Consider the following 15,619-nt stretch of genomic DNA (forward strand, 5'->3'; position numbering starts at 1 on the left):
GTTTATGCTCACGCTTTTCACTAGCATGACAACATACTAGATCATAATTTGATGTTGTGTTATCCTCTGAGCCCAGCCCGTGTTCATCACGATTATCCTTTTCCTGCTTGGAATCCCGGGTACTTGGTCATACCGCCGTCTACATATAACGTCAACCCTGTCACATAGCTCGCTTCTTTTGATGCAAGCCAGACAGCACATGCTGCCACTTCTTCAGGCTTTCCGATATAGCCAATTGGTATCAGCTCAATGACGCCCTTTTTCAATGCTGGATCATCAAATTTTTCGGCATTGATGGGGGTATCAATTGCACCTGGTGCAATACTGTTTACACGAATTTTTTTAGGGGCATATTCTAATGCCAGCGTTTCTGTCAAAAGCTTGGCGCCTCCTTTACTTGCTGCATAATGGACAAAATGAGGCCACGGAATTTGCTGATGGACCGACGACATATTAATAATCGACCCCTCGATCCCATGTTCTGTCATATACTTTAATGCATCACGGCAGCCTAAAAACATACCTGTTAAATTGGTAGACATCACTTTGTTCCAATTATCTAGCGTCATTTCAGTTGAAGGAACTTCATTTTCAATTCCTGCATTATTGATCATGACATCAAGACTGCCATATGTATCAACAGCTTGATCAATCATCGCCTTCATATCCTCTTCTTTTGATACATCCCCTTGAATTTTAACAGCCTGTCCGCCACTTTTTTGAATATGAGCAATCGTGTCGTCCGGGTTTTCTTTATCGGAGAAATAATTGATCACTACATTGGCTTTTTCTTGTCCAAACCGGCGCGCCATCGCCTGACCTATCCCTGTACCTGCTCCTGTGATGAGAACTGTTTTTCCTTCCAAATCTGGATACATTCGTTTAACCTCCTATTTTGTAAAACCTAGCAGCACACCACCTGCGATAATCATCAAGCAGCCTGCAATAACAAAGCTTGTTTTAGATGCTTTCTCTTTTAATAAATAAATACCGCCTAAAGTCGAGATGACAATTCCTGTTTGAGACATGGAAAAACTTACTGCTACGCCAATGAGTGGAATCGCCAAAAGAAGCCCTAGATTTCCTGTCGACCACACAAGACCAGCAATGATATTTCTGAATGTATATTTGCTAAACGGGTCTTGCTTTAGACTAATCGCTAACGATGAAAGCAGCATGCCAACAGATTGCGGAACGAGCGCAGACCAGCCATCTATATGAAACCATCTTAAAATGACAACATATCCGACGTAGCCTACGGTTGAGATGAGCAAAATGATGATTCCCTTTTTAAAATTGCCGCCTTCGTTCCCGCCACTCTTTTTTTGACCAAGTGATGTCATGACAACACCAGCAATAATAAATAAAATAGCACAAGAACCAATAAGTATGACCGTCATGGTTTGCCATTCTTTGAAGACGATGACACCAAATAATGTCGTGCTCACAAGCTGCATACCCGTTGATAAAGGAACAGCCTTTGACACCCCTAGAAAGGCGACACTTGAAAGCTGATTCATTTGCCCTATACTCCAAAAGATCCCAGAGATAACGGAAACCGCAAAAATAAGCGGTGTCAGTTCCGGCATTTTGATCAAATAGGCGCCGATTGAAAACAAAAAAGCGCCGAGGGTAATGCCGAGTGTTTGCTGATAGGCATTCCCGCCAAGTTTGACACTGATGAGAACAATACTTCCCCAAAATATCGCTGGGAGAAGTGCATATAAAATGCCCACTTCTATCCCTACTTTCTGTTCTTTTTTACTTAGCATCCCTCTTTTTCGGATTTTTAGCCGAATAGATGTAAACACAAAAAAGACCTTACCAAGGTAAGGTCTTTTGAGGTTTTATACTTATTTCATCCATTCAGTATGGAAGACGCCTTCTTTATCTGTGCGCTCATACGTATGTGCGCCGAAGTAGTCACGCTGTGCTTGAATTAAGTTAGCTGGAAGGACAGCTGTACGATAGCTATCAAAGTAAGCAAGTGCACTTGAGAATGAAGGAACAGGAACACCTTGTTCTACTGCAAGTGAAATCACTTTACGAAGTGATGATTGATAGCTTTCTACGATATCCTTGAAGTAAGGATCAAGCAATAGGTTTTTCAATTCAGGGTTACGGTCATAAGCTTCTTTGATTTGCTGCAGGAAGGCTGCACGAATGATACATCCACCACGGAAGATCATCGCAATTTCACCGTATTTCAAATCCCAGTTATACTCTTCAGACGCTGCTTTCATTTGCGCAAAACCTTGTGCATATGAGCAGATTTTACTCATGAAGAGAGCTTTTCTAACAGCTTCGATTAATGCTTGTTTATCTTCAGCTGATTGAGTTGGCTCAGGCCCTTGAATTAATTGACTTGCTTCCACACGCTCATCTTTCATCGCAGAAATAAAACGTGCGAAAACAGATTCCGTAATGATTGGAAGCGGGACACCTAAATCAAGTGAGCTTTGGCTTGTCCATTTTCCAGTTCCTTTTTGGCCGGCTTTATCTAAGATGACATCTACTAACGGCTGGTTTGTTTCCTCATCCACTTTTGTGAAAATGTCAGCTGTGATTTCGATTAAGTAGCTGTCAAGTTCGCCTTTATTCCACTCTGAGAATACTTCATGAAGCTCACCTGCTGATAATCCAGCGACATGCTTCAAGATAAAATATGATTCAGAGATCAATTGCATGTCTCCGTACTCGATACCGTTATGAACCATTTTGACATAATGTCCTGCTCCATCTGGACCGATATACGTTGTACAAGGCTCACCATCTACTTTCGCAGAGATGGCTTCTAAAATTGGTTTCACTAGCTCGTGCGCTTCTTTTTGACCGCCAGGCATGATAGAAGGACCTTTAAGTGCGCCTTCTTCACCGCCAGAAACACCTGTACCAATGAAGTGAATACCACTTTCCGCAAGCTCTTGGTTACGTCTTTGAGTATCCTTGTAATATGTATTTCCACCATCAATTAAAATGTCACCTTTCTCTAGGTGAGGAAGTAATGATTGAATGGTTGCATCTGTTGCTGCACCCGCTTTTACCATTAAAAGAATTTTACGCGGCGTTTCAAGCGATTGAACAAATTCTTCAATGCTGTATGTGCCTACAACGTTTTTCCCTTGTGATTCTTGAAGAAACTCTTCTGTTTTGCTGCTAGATCTGTTATAAACGGACACGGAGAAACCGCGGCTTTCAATATTTAGGGCAAGGTTTTTCCCCATAACGGCTAGTCCAACGACACCGATTTGTTGTTTTGACATAATTCTGACGTCCCTTCTAACACACTATATTGATTACTGCTGAAATGATGTACCCTTTGAAATTACCACAACATCACCTCTTTTATCAAGTTTTCAGGCTAGTCATTTCCTCTTTCGTCCTGAAAAAAGTCTTTATTAAAACTTGTACCACTTGTTTTGCTCTCTTTTTCCTTAATGGTCACCCCTCTTTGAATGAGTGGTTTACCGTATTTTTCTTTCAATCCGTCTAAAAGAGATTGGAGCGGTTCGTCTTTTGCATCTTCTGTATAAGAGAATAAATCAAGCTGCTTGACGGCTGATTTTCGTTCCACAAGATCGGTCCCCGTCACACCTAAAAGTCTTACTGGCTGGTCATTCCAATGCTTTAGGAATAGCTGCTTTGCCGCCTCAAATAGATCTTCCTTTCGATCAGTTGGATTCGTGAGTGTGACGCTCCGTGTGATATTTTTCCAGCTTGCATAACGAATCATAATGAGCAGCCGATTCGCCATCACTTCTTTTCTTCGTAATCTGGCACTCACCGATTGCGACAGTTTCTCTATTAATGAGACCAGTTCATCTGTATCATCAGAATCGTGAGGAAGAGTGGAAGAATTGCCGACAGATTTAAATTCGTATATTCTTTCTGGATCTACAATGCCGTCATGCTCTCCGTTTGCCTTTTGCTTTAACCTCGGTCCATTGATGCCTAATAACTCTTTCAGCGCATATTCATTCGCTTTCGCTAAATCTTCAATTGTATGAATTCCGATGGTTTTCAGCTTATCTGCCGTTTTCTGTCCAACCCCATGCATGTCACCTGCCGGGAGCGGCCAGAGCATTCTCGGGACATCTCGTTTACGCAAAATGGTAATGCCCATTGGCTTTTTCCAATTAGACGCCATCTTAGCTAGAAATTTATTTGGTGCAATGCCAATGCTAGAAGGAAGCATGAGCTCTTCTACTAGCCTCGTTTGAATATCATGAGCGGTTTTCACGGCATGCTCCGCATAAGGGGTATTGGTTAAATCAATATAGCCTTCATCAATTGAAACGGGTTCAACTAAGTCACTATATTCTCTTAGTATGGTAAACATTTCTTGTGAGGAGCTGCGGTACCGGTCGAAGTTGGGTGTACGCACAATCAGTCCCGGACAAAGCCGCTTCGCTTCCCAGAGTGGCATCGGGGGCTTCACACCGAGTGCTCTTGCCTCGTAGCTGCAGGTCACAACAATCCCTTTGCGCTCTTTTGCATTTCCGCTAATGGCTAAAGGTTTCCCTCTCAAAGAAGGATCATACGCCATTTCTACGGATGCATAGAAACTATTCATATCAATATGAAAAATGATTCGCCCCTTCTTTTGAGAATCAGCCATTTGCTTGCCTCCTTAGGTGATCTACTTTCCTTCACTTCACCGTGATTTCACCTGTTTGTTCCATTAGACATTTCATATGGTGTATAGTACACTGTGAGTAATGAAATGGATGTGATAATCATGATTATTGATACATTCAATGAAGTCTTTTTCCTTGTTGAATTCTTTACGATTATTCTTCCAGCGCTGACCGCCATCGGTATTGCTTTCTTATTAAAAGACTGCCGAATGAACGAGCACCTCGGAGGACATCGTTTAGAAGAGTTGGACGCATCTTGTTTGAATCGAACAGACTTTCTGTTTATCATATATGATCGCATTACAACTTGGATTAGTAAAGTCATTCGAATGAAAAGATCATCAAATGATGATGAAGACCATTCGCTTCCTCTCTCTTATTAGATTTTATTATTGAGGAGGAAATGAATTGAAACGTTTATTGACAATTTGTACGACTTTATTTTTGATGATGGTAGCGTCACCGGCATTTGCTGCGAGTGCGCAAACAAATACAAGCTCTGATGGGTTTTTCCATCATTATTTTGTTCAGCCTTTTTCTGAGTTGATTATCTGGCTTGCGAACTTTTTCCATGATGACTACGGTTTATCCATTATGTTCGTGACATTGATTGTCCGGCTGCTTATTTTCCCGCTTTTTGCAAACCAATTTAAAAAGCAGAGAGTGATGCAAGAGAAAATGGCACTCGTTAAACCTCAGATTGACCAAATACAAAGCAAATTGAAAAAAACGAAAGAACCTGAAAAACAAAAAGAACTGCAAATGGAAATGATGAAAGTATATAAAGACAACAATGTGAACCCGCTGGCAATGGGCTGTCTGCCGATGCTGATTCAAATTCCAATTGTTCTTGGCTTTTACTCGGCAATTCGCTCAACACCTGAGATCGCAACACATTCGTTCTTATGGTTTAACTTAGGACAAACTGATCTTTTGGTGGCAATCTTTGCAGGGGCCATGTATTTCTTGCAATTTTATGTCACACAAAAATTCGCAAAGCAATCAGGCACCCAAACAGAAGCTGCACTGAAACAAGCAAAAATCATGGGCATGATTTTCCCAGTCATGATGCTGTTTCTGTCAATTAATGCTCCCGCTGCTCTTCCTTTATATTGGATGACAAGTGGACTTTTACTCACCATTCAAACGATTATTTTAAATGTGATGTACCAAAAATCAAAAACAAAAGCTGCGGCAAACGATTCAATTAACCCAGCAGCTGAATAAATTATAGCCCCCTTACCTAAACATGATAAGGGGGCTATATTTGTCTTCTGTAGAGCGCAACAAATAAAAGATTCGTGAGCTCCGGCACGCAAAATGACCCCTTATCCATGGATAAGGGGCCTTTGTTTATGCCAATTCCTCTTTCAATCGCTCAGGCAATTGATCAAGATCCTCAATTTTCCCTAGAAACTTATTAGGGTCCACTTGTAAAATCATCTTGTTCTCTCTCTCAACGACGCCGAAGAAATATTCAGATGCTTTTGTGTTCATATGAAATGGCTTGATCTCACTTAGCTCGATATCAATGATATCTTTTGCATCAGAAACAAGGCAGCCAATCATTTGATCGTTTAATTCAAATAGTAGAACCTTAGACTGTTCGGTTACATCCAGAGGTTTTCCGTGCAGCATGACACCTGTGTCACTGACTGGAATGACCTCTCCTCTTAACGACATGAGTCCTTTAATCTCTTTTGGAAGGTTCGATACTTCTTGTAAATAAGGGACCTTCTCAATCGAGCGTATATGCTCTACGCTGATACCAAAATCCTCTTGTCCCACTTGGAAAATAATGATCTTTTGCGTGCTCACAGAGTCTCCTGCCTTTACGATGGATTTGTCGTTTCTTCGATAATGGCGAGAACCATTTCAGCTGTCTTGACTAATTCTTCAATCGGCATTTTCTCATTTTTCGTATGAATATCTTCATATCCAACAGCTAGGTTGACAGTTGGGATGCCATTTCCAGCAATGACGTTTGCATCACTGCCTCCCCCGCTTGTCTGTAGTTCTGAAGGACGGCCAATTTTCGCAGCCGCTTTTTTCGCCACTTCAACGACTTGATCGCCGTGTGAGAATTTAAAGCCTGGATACATGATGTCAATTTGTACATCGGCACTTCCGCCCATTTCTTTAGCGGTTTTTTCAAAGGCTTCTTTCATTTTTGCTACTTGTGCTTCCATTTTTGTCGGTTCTAAAGAACGCGCCTCTGCCAGAATATCCACTTGATCACAGACAATATTCGTTTGTGTTCCACCTTCAAAACGGCCGATATTCGCCGTTGTTTCTTCATCAATACGGCCAAGCGGCATGCTGGCGATCGCTTTTGATGCAATCGTAATCGCAGAGACGCCTTTTTCTGGTGCCACACCTGCGTGAGCTGTCTTTCCGTAAATGGTTGCGCGTACTTTCGCCTGTGTTGGCGCAGCCACGATAATGGTACCGACCTTGCCATCTGAATCAAGGGCATAACCATATTTTGCTGTCATCAGTTTCGGATCTAACGCTTTTGCTCCTACAAGTCCTGATTCTTCACCAGCTGTAATGACAAATTCAATCTTGCCATGCGGTACATTTTTCTCTTTTAGGACACGGATCGCTTCAAACATTGCAGCAAGCCCTGTTTTATCGTCAGCACCAAGAATGGTTGTGCCATCTGTCTTGACATAGCCGTCTTCAATGACTGGCTTAACGCCATTACCTGGTACAACTGTATCCATATGAGAAGTAAAATAAATCGTATCTGCCTCTTGATTCCCTTCAAGTGTGCAAATAAGATTGCCTGCTCCGTGGCCGGTTGTCTCTTTTGAATCATCTTCAACTACATTAAGCCCTAAATCAGTAAATTTCTCTTTTAGGACTTCAACAATTTTTTCTTCATGTTTTGTTTCTGAATCGATTTGAACAAGTTCTAAAAATTCGTCTAATAAGCGTTTCTCATTGATCATGATGAAGCTCCTCCTCTTATAGCGGCATGTTTCCATGCTTTTTTAACGGTCTATCTTCTTCCTTACTGCGAAGCAGGTCAAATGAGCGAATGAGCCGCTCTCTCGTTTCATCTGGCATTAAAATATCGTCGATTAATCCTAATTGTGCTGCCTTCATGACACTAGGTTCATTGTCCACCTCACGCAAAGCAGAATGAACAATTTCGTCTGCAAACGATTTTCCCATGACATCAATTTCTGCCTCTGGCCATGCATATACAAAGTCAGCACCTAAGCCCTTACTATTCATCGCAACGTATGCACCGCCAAACGCCTTTCTCAAAATCACAGTGATCTTTGGAACGGTCGCCTCAGCATACGCATACAGAAGCTTTGCGCCGTGGCGGATAATGCCTGCATGCTCAGCTTTCTCACCTGGCAAAAAACCAGGAACGTCCACAAGGGTTAAAATGGGAATATGAAATGCATCGCAAAATCGAATAAACCGAGCCGCTTTATCAGCAGCATCGAGGTCAAGGCTTCCTGCCAGCACCTTAGGCTGATTGGCTACAAGACCAATGGAAGACCCTTGTAATCTGGCAAAACCTGTGACGATATTTTTGGAGAAACAACGCTGCGTTTCAAAAAAAGAGCCGTGGTCGGTGATCGCTGTCACCACTTGTTTGACATCATAAGTACGTGATGGCTCCTTTGGCAAGATGTTCCCAAGATCGCTCGCATCATGCTTTTGCACCTTACGATGAATGACAGGCCGTCGTTTCGTTGGTATGTACGTTATAAGCGTTCGAACTGCTTTTAACACGTCTCTCTCATCTTTCCCTGTATAGTGCACATTCCCGCTTGTTTGATGCTGAACTGCTGCACCTCCAAGCCGGTCAGGACAGACCGTCTCTCCTGTTGCTTTTTCTATCACTTTCGGACCAGTTAAAAACATATGAGCTGTTTGCTCCGTCATGAATACAAAATCCGTCAATGCAGGTGAATAAACTGCACCTCCCGCACAGGAGCCTAAAATAACGGATATTTGCGGAATTTGACCAGAGTACAGCACATTCCGTTTAAAAATCTGACCATATCCCTCTAATGATACCACACCCTCTTGAATTCTCGCACCACCTGAGTCTTTTAGACCGATAACAGGCATTTGATTTTTAGCCGCCAAATCCATTAAAGCCGCTATTTTTTTCGCATGCATGTCCCCTAGCGAACCCCCGTACACGGTCGCATCTTGTGCATATACACCTACTTGTCTCCCATGAATCAGTCCCGTCCCAGTGACAACGCCATCCCCTATATGTTCTGAGCGGCAGCCTTTAGCAAATGACTGAATTTCCATAAAGCTGCCTTCATCAAGAAGTTCATGAAGCCGCTGCCGAACAGTCAGCTTTCCTTTGTTTCGGTGAGCCGCTGCTCGTTTTTCACCACCGCCCCTTAAAGCTTTCTCGCGCCATTCAGTCAAGTCATTGAACGATTCATGCATCTTCCTGTTTCTCTCCTTTCAAAGGCTCACACAATTCAATTAGCACACCTGACGTTTCTTTTGGTGAAATAAACGCAATGCGCTTTCCGTTCGCACCATTTTGTGCGCCCTTTTGAATGAGTTGCATGCCGAGCTCGTCAAGTTGACTGAGATTAGCCTGAATGTCACCTGACTTTAATGCAATATGATGAAGCCCCTCTCCTCTTTTTGTTAAAAAGGTATGTAATGTGCTGTGATCCGACATCGGTTCAATCAACTCAATGTGCAGATCACCTAGGGAAGCAAAAGATACTTTGACCCCTTGATTTGGAAGTACTTCTATGTCTGAAAATTCCCAGTTAAACAGCCTGGAGAACGTACGTGCTGTTTTTTGAATTGAAAAAACGGCAATGGCTATATGATCGATTTGATTCATCCGTTCACTTCCTTTGTACATCACTTGTCGCCTGCGTAAAAACGAGCTAGAATAAAGAAAGGTGCGCTCGTCGCAAAAACATTTAATTATAGGGGTGCGATATGTCTCAGAAATTCATGAAATTTATGGTATTGCTCATGATTAGCTTACTGTTAATTTCTTCACTTTTAGCAGGAGCGGCAGCCTTTTTATAAAGTGTTGATAAAAAAGCAGACAAGCAGGTGATTCGTTTTTTAACGAATGGCCTGTTTGTCTTTGGCCAGTTTTTCAAATGCATCGCTTGATGTCGTGATCCATACCTTTGTACCAACTGGAAGCTGATCAAATAGCCGTTCTACATCTTGATTATGAAGACGTACACAGCCCGCCGTAATAAATTTCCCTATCGATGTCTCATCACTTGTTCCATGAATACCATAGGTTCTCCCGTCGGTTCCTCGCGCATCAAATCCAATCCACCTTCGGCCGAGTGGGTTATTCTTCGCGCCGCCTTCAATATTTTTTCTTCTGTAATAAGGATCTTTCGCTTTGATCATAATCGTAAATTCACCTTCTGGCGTTAAATCAGCTGTTTTGCCAGTAGAAGCCGGGTAGACTTTTTGAATTTTCCCATGATCAATATACGCAAGCTCGTTCGTTTGTTTATTAATAATGACATACGGGTCTCCTGGAAGCGGGTTTTGCCCGAGCGGCCAGATGGGTGAAAGGGACATGGTCAGCACAGTATAAAATAAAAGACGCATAGGCTCCTCCTTTTTCATTAGATTGACCAATGAAGGAGGAACTCATGCGTCTTTATTCTTTCATCCCTTTAAAATAACTTTTCAGCACCAAATATTGTTCCATTTCTCCGAGAAAATGAAAGAGTGCGGCTCTAGCTTCAAATTCTTCACGTGTTTGCGGAAGCGGCAGTGCATCAAACTCTTCTTTCATATCAATCAGGCGTCTTAAGAACTTATGCGCCGTGTTCCCTGGGTGAATATGTTCTCGTAAATCTCTAATATATTCTGCAATGATTTGCCCATGCTCCGTTGTAACAGAAATGGACGTAATTTTCGGAAGCACCCGCTCAATGATTTCAAATTGCTTTTGTCTCATGTTGAAATAATGATAATACAGATTTTCATGTCTTAAGACATGATTTTCAACATCACGGTATGCAAGAGCTTTCGCTTCTTTAATCAATTGATGCGTCTCTGGAATTTCTTTTCCTGTCCAGTCTTGTTTTCCGGTCATTAAATATTGCTCGATTTCTTCAAAGATTTTCGCAAAATTCGCTTCAATTTGTTCACTGTATTGTTTCAGCTTTTTATCAACGCTAGGCATATACAGGTTCATAATGAGTGCGACCCCTACACCAATGGTGATGAGTAAAAGCTCATTCCAGATGAGATGAAGCGTAATGCCTCCAGACATATACAAATGAAGGATAATCACTGAACTTGTGACAATCCCTTCTTTAATCCGAAGCAAGACCGTTGTTGGAATAAAGACGAGCAGCATCAGTCCAATGACGAAAGGATGATACCCAATCAGATCAAAAAACAAATAAGAAAATAAGATGGCAAGACTGCATGCGGCAAAGCGGGCCCCAGATGCGAGGAGTGACCTTTTTTTCGTCACCTGAATACATAGGATCGTAATAATGCCGGCAGCTGAATAGTTTTGCAGACCGAGCATTTGTGCAATGTAAATGGCTAGAGCTGTTCCTAATGCTGTTTTCAGCGTTCGGTAGCCGATTTTAAACATGATGTGATTCACTCTTTTCTGTCTACTTTTGTGAAATGATGAACTTTTTTTACTTTCCCCATTATAATCAAAAAAAGAAGGAGATGTTAAGTCTCCTCCTCGTTTTTTTCATTATAATATTTTTTGTAAGAAATCTTGAGCACGCTGTGAAGACGGAGATTCAAAGAATTCTACAGGATTTGCATCCTCTACAATTTTCCCATCATCCATAAAGATCACACGGTCTGCCACTTCTTTTGCAAAGCCCATTTCATGTGTGACGATCATCAGCGTCATCCCAGATTGAGCGAGCTCTTTCATGACCTCTAATACTTCCTTTACCATTTCTGGATCAAGAGCAGACGTCGGCTCGTCAAAAAGCATGATGTCTGGTGTCATCGCAAGGGCACGTGCAATGGCGACACGCTGCTTTTGACCACCTGACAGCCGGTTCGGATAATCATCTTTTTTCTCTAAAAGTCCGACCTTTTTTAAAAGCTCCTCTGCCTGCTTGATGCTGTCTTCCTTCGATTGGTTCTTTACATTCATTGGCGCATACGTAATATTTTCTAGCACTGTTTTGTGCGGGAATAAGTGAAAATGCTGAAATACCATACCAATATTCTCGCGCACTTTTAGTGCATTTGTTTTTGGATTGGTAATTTCCGTCCCCTGAATCGTAATCACTCCAGAAGTCGGTTTTTCAAGTAAGTTAATACAGCGAAGAAATGTTGATTTTCCTGAACCAGATGGCCCGATGACAGCTACCACTTCGCCTTCTTTAATTGTGGTATCAATCCCTTTCAACACTTCATTTTTACCGAAAGATTTTGTGAGTTTCTCTATTTTAATCATTTGATTTTAACTTCCTTTCCACCGATTTGCCGACGAAGGTAAGAATAAGCACGATGACATAATAGATGAGACCCGCAAAAATAAGCGGTTCAAGATAGTTATAGGTGACGGCACCTGCTTGATAAGCTCGTCTCATGACATCGCCCAGTCCAATGACTGTGACAATCGCTGATTCTTTTGTCAGTGTAATCGTTTCGTTCACAAGTGCTGGTGAAATATTTTTGAATGCTTGCGGAAGCAATAAGTCCTTCATCATTTTAGCATACGGAATACCTAAAGCAACGGCCGCTTCTTTTTGCCCTTTATCAATGGCATTGATTCCTGCACGAATGATCTCAGAAACGTACGCCGCCGAGTTTAGTGAAAAGGCGGCTACAGCAGCCCAGTATTGATCAATTTGAAAGCCGAGCAGCTGCGGAAGACCAAAATAAATAATCAAAAGCTGAAGCACAAGCGGTGTGCCTCGGAAGATTGACGTATAAAAATCTGCTAGCCAGATAAGCGGCTTAAATACACTAATTTTACAGAGCGTTAATAAGATTCCTAAAATAAAACCAAGGAACAGTGATACCACAACAATAGAAAGCGTTACTTTAAGACCTTCTAAAATAAAGGGCATCTGAGGTATGACATCTTTAAAATCCATCATGATATTCTCCTTTTTTTCCTTCAGATAAAATCAAAGAATAAACAGGAAAAAAGTTCAACACATGTTGAACTTTTCAGCGCTTTCTACTTGATTTTCATGAATGACGCTGATCCTTTTCCTGACTTACTTTTCATCAGCAAACCATTTTTTAATGAGTTTATCAAGTTCGCCATTATCCTTCATTTCTTTTAATGATTTATTGAATTTCGCTGTTAAGTCGCTATTTTTTTTGAATGCAATGGCTGAACCTTCGTTTGAGCTATTCAATCCAAATGCTTGGAAATCTTTTTCCTTTTTCAAGTAGCCAGCCGCTACTTTATCTTCAATAATAGCTGCATCAAAACGGCCTGCTTTAATTTCTTGAATGATATCAGAAATTTTATTACGATCTTCAACTGTTAAGTTATATTTCTTTTGCAATCCGTTTGCTTCATCTTGCTGGATAGAACCTAATTGAACGCCAACCGTTTTGTCTTTTAAATCTTTCTCTGTTTTCATACCGCTAGATTTTTTTGATACAACCAAGTTTTCAGCATTGTAGTAAACATCTGAGAAATCAACTTGTTTTTTACGTTTTTCAGTAGGTGTCATGCCTGCAAGCACAATATCAGCTTTATTTGTTTTAAGAGCTGACACGAGGCTTGCAAAGTCCATATCTTGAATTTCTAGCTTGTAGCCGTTCTTTTTCGCTAGAGCTGTAGCAAGGTCGACATCAAAACCGATAATTTTATCACCGTCTTTTGATTCAAATGGCGGATAATCTGCTGAAGTCGCCATAATGAGTGTTTTGTCGTCTCCTGATGCGTTTGAATTATTAGAAGAAGTTCCGCATGCTGCTAATGCAGTTGCAAGACCAGCTGTCATAAGTAATAATAACCACTTTTTCATATGATAATGCCTCCTAGTATTTAAAATCATGAGTAGATTTGAATATTTATTCACTATAATGTATTTTAAACACTTTCTTTTTGATATGCAATAGTATTTTGCTAAAATTATTTTGATTCTTATGTCATGTAAAACAAAAAAACAGACCGATCAAAAGACCGGACTGCATTTGAATAATTCATTCAAAAGTAACATGTTACACTTCTTCGCAATACTCATCGAAAGCGGCTTGAAGTTTTGACACCACTTCCATCGGTTCATGTCCTTCGATTTCGTGACGTTCGACCATTTTAATGATTTTCCCGTCTTTTAATAGAGCAAATGATGGTGAAGATGGCGGGAAACCTTCAAAGTATTCACGTGCTCTTGCGGTTGCTTCTTTGTCCTGTCCAGCAAACACTGTGAGCAATTGATCTGGACGCTTATCGTAATGAACAGAATAACCAGCCGCTGGTCTAGCAATACCACCTGCACAGCCGCACACTGAATTCACCATGACAAGTGTCGTTCCTTTTTTCGTCAGCGCTTCATCGACTTCTTCAGCTGTTGTCAGTTCCGTATAACCTGCCTGTTTAATCTCTTCTCGTGCTTGTTTCACAATATCATTCATAAATAAATTAAAATCAATATTCATAACCGTCCACTCCTTCTACGTACCAAACCATTTTAACTACATCATATCAAGGAAAACGCCGGCGGGCAAATGTCTTGTTTCGCCCCCTTCACTTTTTTCAAACGTCGTTTATGACCTGTGGAATTGGGGAAAAGTGATAGTAAAGTGATGAAAGGGAGAACTGCGTGATGGCACAATTCAAAAAAGCGATACTCATTTATAACGGAAATGCTGGACAAAAAAACATGGAAAAAACACTAGGTCAAACAGTGCCTCTTCTTTCTTTACATATTGATGAACTCATCCTTAAGCCTACAAAACAGCCGAATGATGCCTATCATTTCTGCCGCGAGATGGATGAGTCGATTGAATTGTTGATTATACTAGGCGGAGACGGAACCGTCCATGAATGTATGAATGGAATTGGCGGTTTAGAAAAAAGGCCAGCTGTAGCGATTTTACCTGGCGGGACGTGCAATGACTTTTCTAGAACGCTAGGCATCCCGCAGCAGATGCCAAAGGCCGCTCAAATGGTGATAGATGGCACTGAAAAAAAGGTCGATTTAATCAAAGCAGATGATCGATACCTTTTAAATTTTTGGGGGATTGGTCTCATCGCAGATACCTCAAACAATATTAATGATAAAGAAAAAGCTGTCCTCGGAAAAATCAGTTACTTCACGAGCGCTCTTCGAACCCTTCAGCAGACAGAACCTTTCTACGTACGCATTGAAACCGAAGAGGAAAACTGGGAAGAAGAAGCTGTGATTGTCCTTGTCATGAATGGGCACTTTATCGGTACAAATAAATTAGATCTGCCAAATGCTTCAATTGATGATGGAAAAGCCGAAATTTTAATTTGCAGAAATACGAGTTTCTCTGCTTTAAAAGAGATTTTTTCAATGAACCGCGAAGAGCTAGAAGATTTTAAAGGTGACCTGTCTCTTATTCAAGCATCCCGCATTCATATTCATACAAAAGAGGAAATGGATGCAGATACAGATGGTGAGGTATATATGACTGCTCCTTCTTCCCTTGAAGTATTAAAACAGCATTTGACCTTTATTGTTCCAGCAGAATAAAAAGCGCCTGCATCATTTCGATGCGGGCGCTTTTTTGATATAACGTCTGTATAAATATTCAAGTGCATACCCTAGCAGTGTACCTATAAGAAGGGAAATGCCTAATAAACTATTGGCGACTCCTTTAAATCCACCTATCATCAACAAGCAATAGGCGATTTGAATGATTGAAACGATTGATATGATGAGCAGTAAGCGTTCAGGATGATTGCGTGATTTGGAAATATACCGAAGAAAAGCGAACGCAATGGCTGTTATAAACATCAGACCAATCGTAAGAAAAGCAAAGAAATCTAATCCAGACATCTCATCGCTCCT

Annotated in this window: 19 protein-coding genes; 4 read left to right on the top strand and 15 right to left on the bottom strand. The window is 41.2% G+C overall.

Going from position 1 to position 15,619, the window contains the following annotated elements:
* Window positions 1-92 precede the first annotated feature (92 nt).
* The 4 genes from ABG082_RS11000 to ABG082_RS11015 form a co-directional block, all read right to left on the bottom strand.
* Window positions 93-878 (bottom strand): SDR family oxidoreductase, encoded by a 786-nt coding sequence (locus ABG082_RS11000; protein WP_249476718.1) that lies wholly within the window; start codon window positions 876-878, stop codon window positions 93-95.
* A 12-nt stretch (window positions 879-890) separates the two neighbouring features.
* Window positions 891-1,736, bottom strand: coding sequence for a GRP family sugar transporter (locus ABG082_RS11005; RefSeq protein WP_024718904.1), 846 nt, complete (start codon window positions 1,734-1,736; stop codon window positions 891-893).
* Window positions 1,737-1,853: 117 nt separating this feature from the next.
* Window positions 1,854-3,263 carry an NADP-dependent phosphogluconate dehydrogenase gene (gene gndA / locus ABG082_RS11010; RefSeq protein ID WP_008342251.1) on the bottom strand — a complete coding sequence of 470 codons (1,410 nt, stop codon included), beginning with the start codon at window positions 3,261-3,263 and terminating at the stop codon, window positions 1,854-1,856.
* Window positions 3,264-3,361: 98 nt separating this feature from the next.
* Window positions 3,362-4,618 (bottom strand): DNA polymerase IV, encoded by a 1,257-nt coding sequence (locus ABG082_RS11015; RefSeq protein ID WP_008342250.1) that lies wholly within the window; start codon window positions 4,616-4,618, stop codon window positions 3,362-3,364.
* Window positions 4,619-4,738: 120 nt separating this feature from the next.
* On the opposite strand from ABG082_RS11015, the gene ABG082_RS11020 reads away from it, so the two are divergent.
* Together ABG082_RS11020 and ABG082_RS11025 are read left to right on the top strand one after the other, a co-directional pair.
* Complete coding sequence (locus ABG082_RS11020) at window positions 4,739-5,020, top strand: hypothetical protein (protein WP_008342247.1); 282 nt, start codon at window positions 4,739-4,741, stop codon at window positions 5,018-5,020.
* Between the two features lie 25 nt (window positions 5,021-5,045).
* Window positions 5,046-5,864 carry a membrane protein insertase YidC gene (locus tag ABG082_RS11025; RefSeq protein WP_007501121.1) on the top strand — a complete coding sequence of 273 codons (819 nt, stop codon included), beginning with the start codon at window positions 5,046-5,048 and terminating at the stop codon, window positions 5,862-5,864.
* A gap of 126 nt (window positions 5,865-5,990) precedes the next feature.
* Here ABG082_RS11025 and ABG082_RS11030 read toward each other — a convergent pair whose 3' ends face one another.
* The 4 genes from ABG082_RS11030 to mce are packed head-to-tail and all read right to left on the bottom strand — an operon-like array spanning window position 5,991 to window position 9,486.
* Window positions 5,991-6,455: a chemotaxis protein CheW gene (locus ABG082_RS11030; protein WP_008342245.1), complete on the bottom strand. Its 465-nt coding sequence runs from the start codon at window positions 6,453-6,455 to the stop codon at window positions 5,991-5,993.
* 14 nt (window positions 6,456-6,469) lie between these two features.
* Window positions 6,470-7,591: a tripeptidase T gene (locus ABG082_RS11035; RefSeq protein WP_348936095.1), complete on the bottom strand. Its 1,122-nt coding sequence runs from the start codon at window positions 7,589-7,591 to the stop codon at window positions 6,470-6,472.
* 16 nt (window positions 7,592-7,607) lie between these two features.
* Window positions 7,608-9,071 carry an acyl-CoA carboxylase subunit beta gene (locus ABG082_RS11040; RefSeq protein ID WP_348936096.1) on the bottom strand — a complete coding sequence of 488 codons (1,464 nt, stop codon included), beginning with the start codon at window positions 9,069-9,071 and terminating at the stop codon, window positions 7,608-7,610.
* On the bottom strand, window positions 9,064-9,486 hold the full coding sequence (gene mce / locus ABG082_RS11045; RefSeq protein WP_348936097.1) for a methylmalonyl-CoA epimerase: 423 nt from the start codon (window positions 9,484-9,486) through the stop codon (window positions 9,064-9,066). Before mce ends, ABG082_RS11040 begins: the two co-directional genes overlap by 8 nt.
* A gap of 101 nt (window positions 9,487-9,587) precedes the next feature.
* On the opposite strand from mce, the gene prli42 reads away from it, so the two are divergent.
* Window positions 9,588-9,680 carry a stressosome-associated protein Prli42 gene (prli42, locus tag ABG082_RS11050; protein ID WP_017357951.1) on the top strand — a complete coding sequence of 31 codons (93 nt, stop codon included), beginning with the start codon at window positions 9,588-9,590 and terminating at the stop codon, window positions 9,678-9,680.
* A gap of 39 nt (window positions 9,681-9,719) precedes the next feature.
* Here the strand turns inward: prli42 and ABG082_RS11055 are convergent, their stop codons facing one another.
* The 6 genes from ABG082_RS11055 to ABG082_RS11080 form a co-directional block, all read right to left on the bottom strand.
* Window positions 9,720-10,229, bottom strand: a complete 510-nt coding sequence (locus ABG082_RS11055) for a L,D-transpeptidase (protein WP_008342241.1) — start codon at window positions 10,227-10,229, stop codon at window positions 9,720-9,722.
* 52 nt (window positions 10,230-10,281) lie between these two features.
* The gene (locus ABG082_RS11060) at window positions 10,282-11,235 is read right to left on the bottom strand and encodes an aromatic acid exporter family protein (protein ID WP_007501130.1); all 954 of its coding nucleotides are present in this window, start codon (window positions 11,233-11,235) and stop codon (window positions 10,282-10,284) included.
* Window positions 11,236-11,346: 111 nt separating this feature from the next.
* Entirely contained in the window at window positions 11,347-12,069 is a 723-nt protein-coding gene (locus tag ABG082_RS11065; RefSeq protein ID WP_017357952.1) for an amino acid ABC transporter ATP-binding protein, read from the bottom strand.
* Complete coding sequence (locus ABG082_RS11070) at window positions 12,062-12,721, bottom strand: amino acid ABC transporter permease (RefSeq protein ID WP_024718895.1); 660 nt, start codon at window positions 12,719-12,721, stop codon at window positions 12,062-12,064. Before ABG082_RS11070 ends, ABG082_RS11065 begins: the two co-directional genes overlap by 8 nt.
* A gap of 120 nt (window positions 12,722-12,841) precedes the next feature.
* The gene (locus ABG082_RS11075; RefSeq protein WP_025207597.1) at window positions 12,842-13,606 is read right to left on the bottom strand and encodes a transporter substrate-binding domain-containing protein; all 765 of its coding nucleotides are present in this window, start codon (window positions 13,604-13,606) and stop codon (window positions 12,842-12,844) included.
* Window positions 13,607-13,802: 196 nt separating this feature from the next.
* The gene (locus ABG082_RS11080; protein WP_007501138.1) at window positions 13,803-14,240 is read right to left on the bottom strand and encodes a BrxA/BrxB family bacilliredoxin; all 438 of its coding nucleotides are present in this window, start codon (window positions 14,238-14,240) and stop codon (window positions 13,803-13,805) included.
* A 167-nt stretch (window positions 14,241-14,407) separates the two neighbouring features.
* Between ABG082_RS11080 and ABG082_RS11085 the strand changes: the two genes are divergently transcribed.
* On the top strand, window positions 14,408-15,301 hold the full coding sequence (locus ABG082_RS11085) for a YegS/Rv2252/BmrU family lipid kinase (RefSeq protein WP_282833868.1): 894 nt from the start codon (window positions 14,408-14,410) through the stop codon (window positions 15,299-15,301).
* Window positions 15,302-15,313: 12 nt separating this feature from the next.
* On the opposite strand, the gene ABG082_RS11090 is transcribed toward ABG082_RS11085, so the two are convergent.
* Entirely contained in the window at window positions 15,314-15,607 is a 294-nt protein-coding gene (locus ABG082_RS11090; RefSeq protein WP_348936098.1) for a YesK-like family protein, read from the bottom strand.
* Window positions 15,608-15,619 lie beyond the last annotated feature (12 nt).

It is taken from the genome of Bacillus sp. BS1807G30, from assembly GCF_040047675.1.
Classification (GTDB): domain Bacteria; phylum Bacillota; class Bacilli; order Bacillales; family Bacillaceae; genus Bacillus; species Bacillus altitudinis.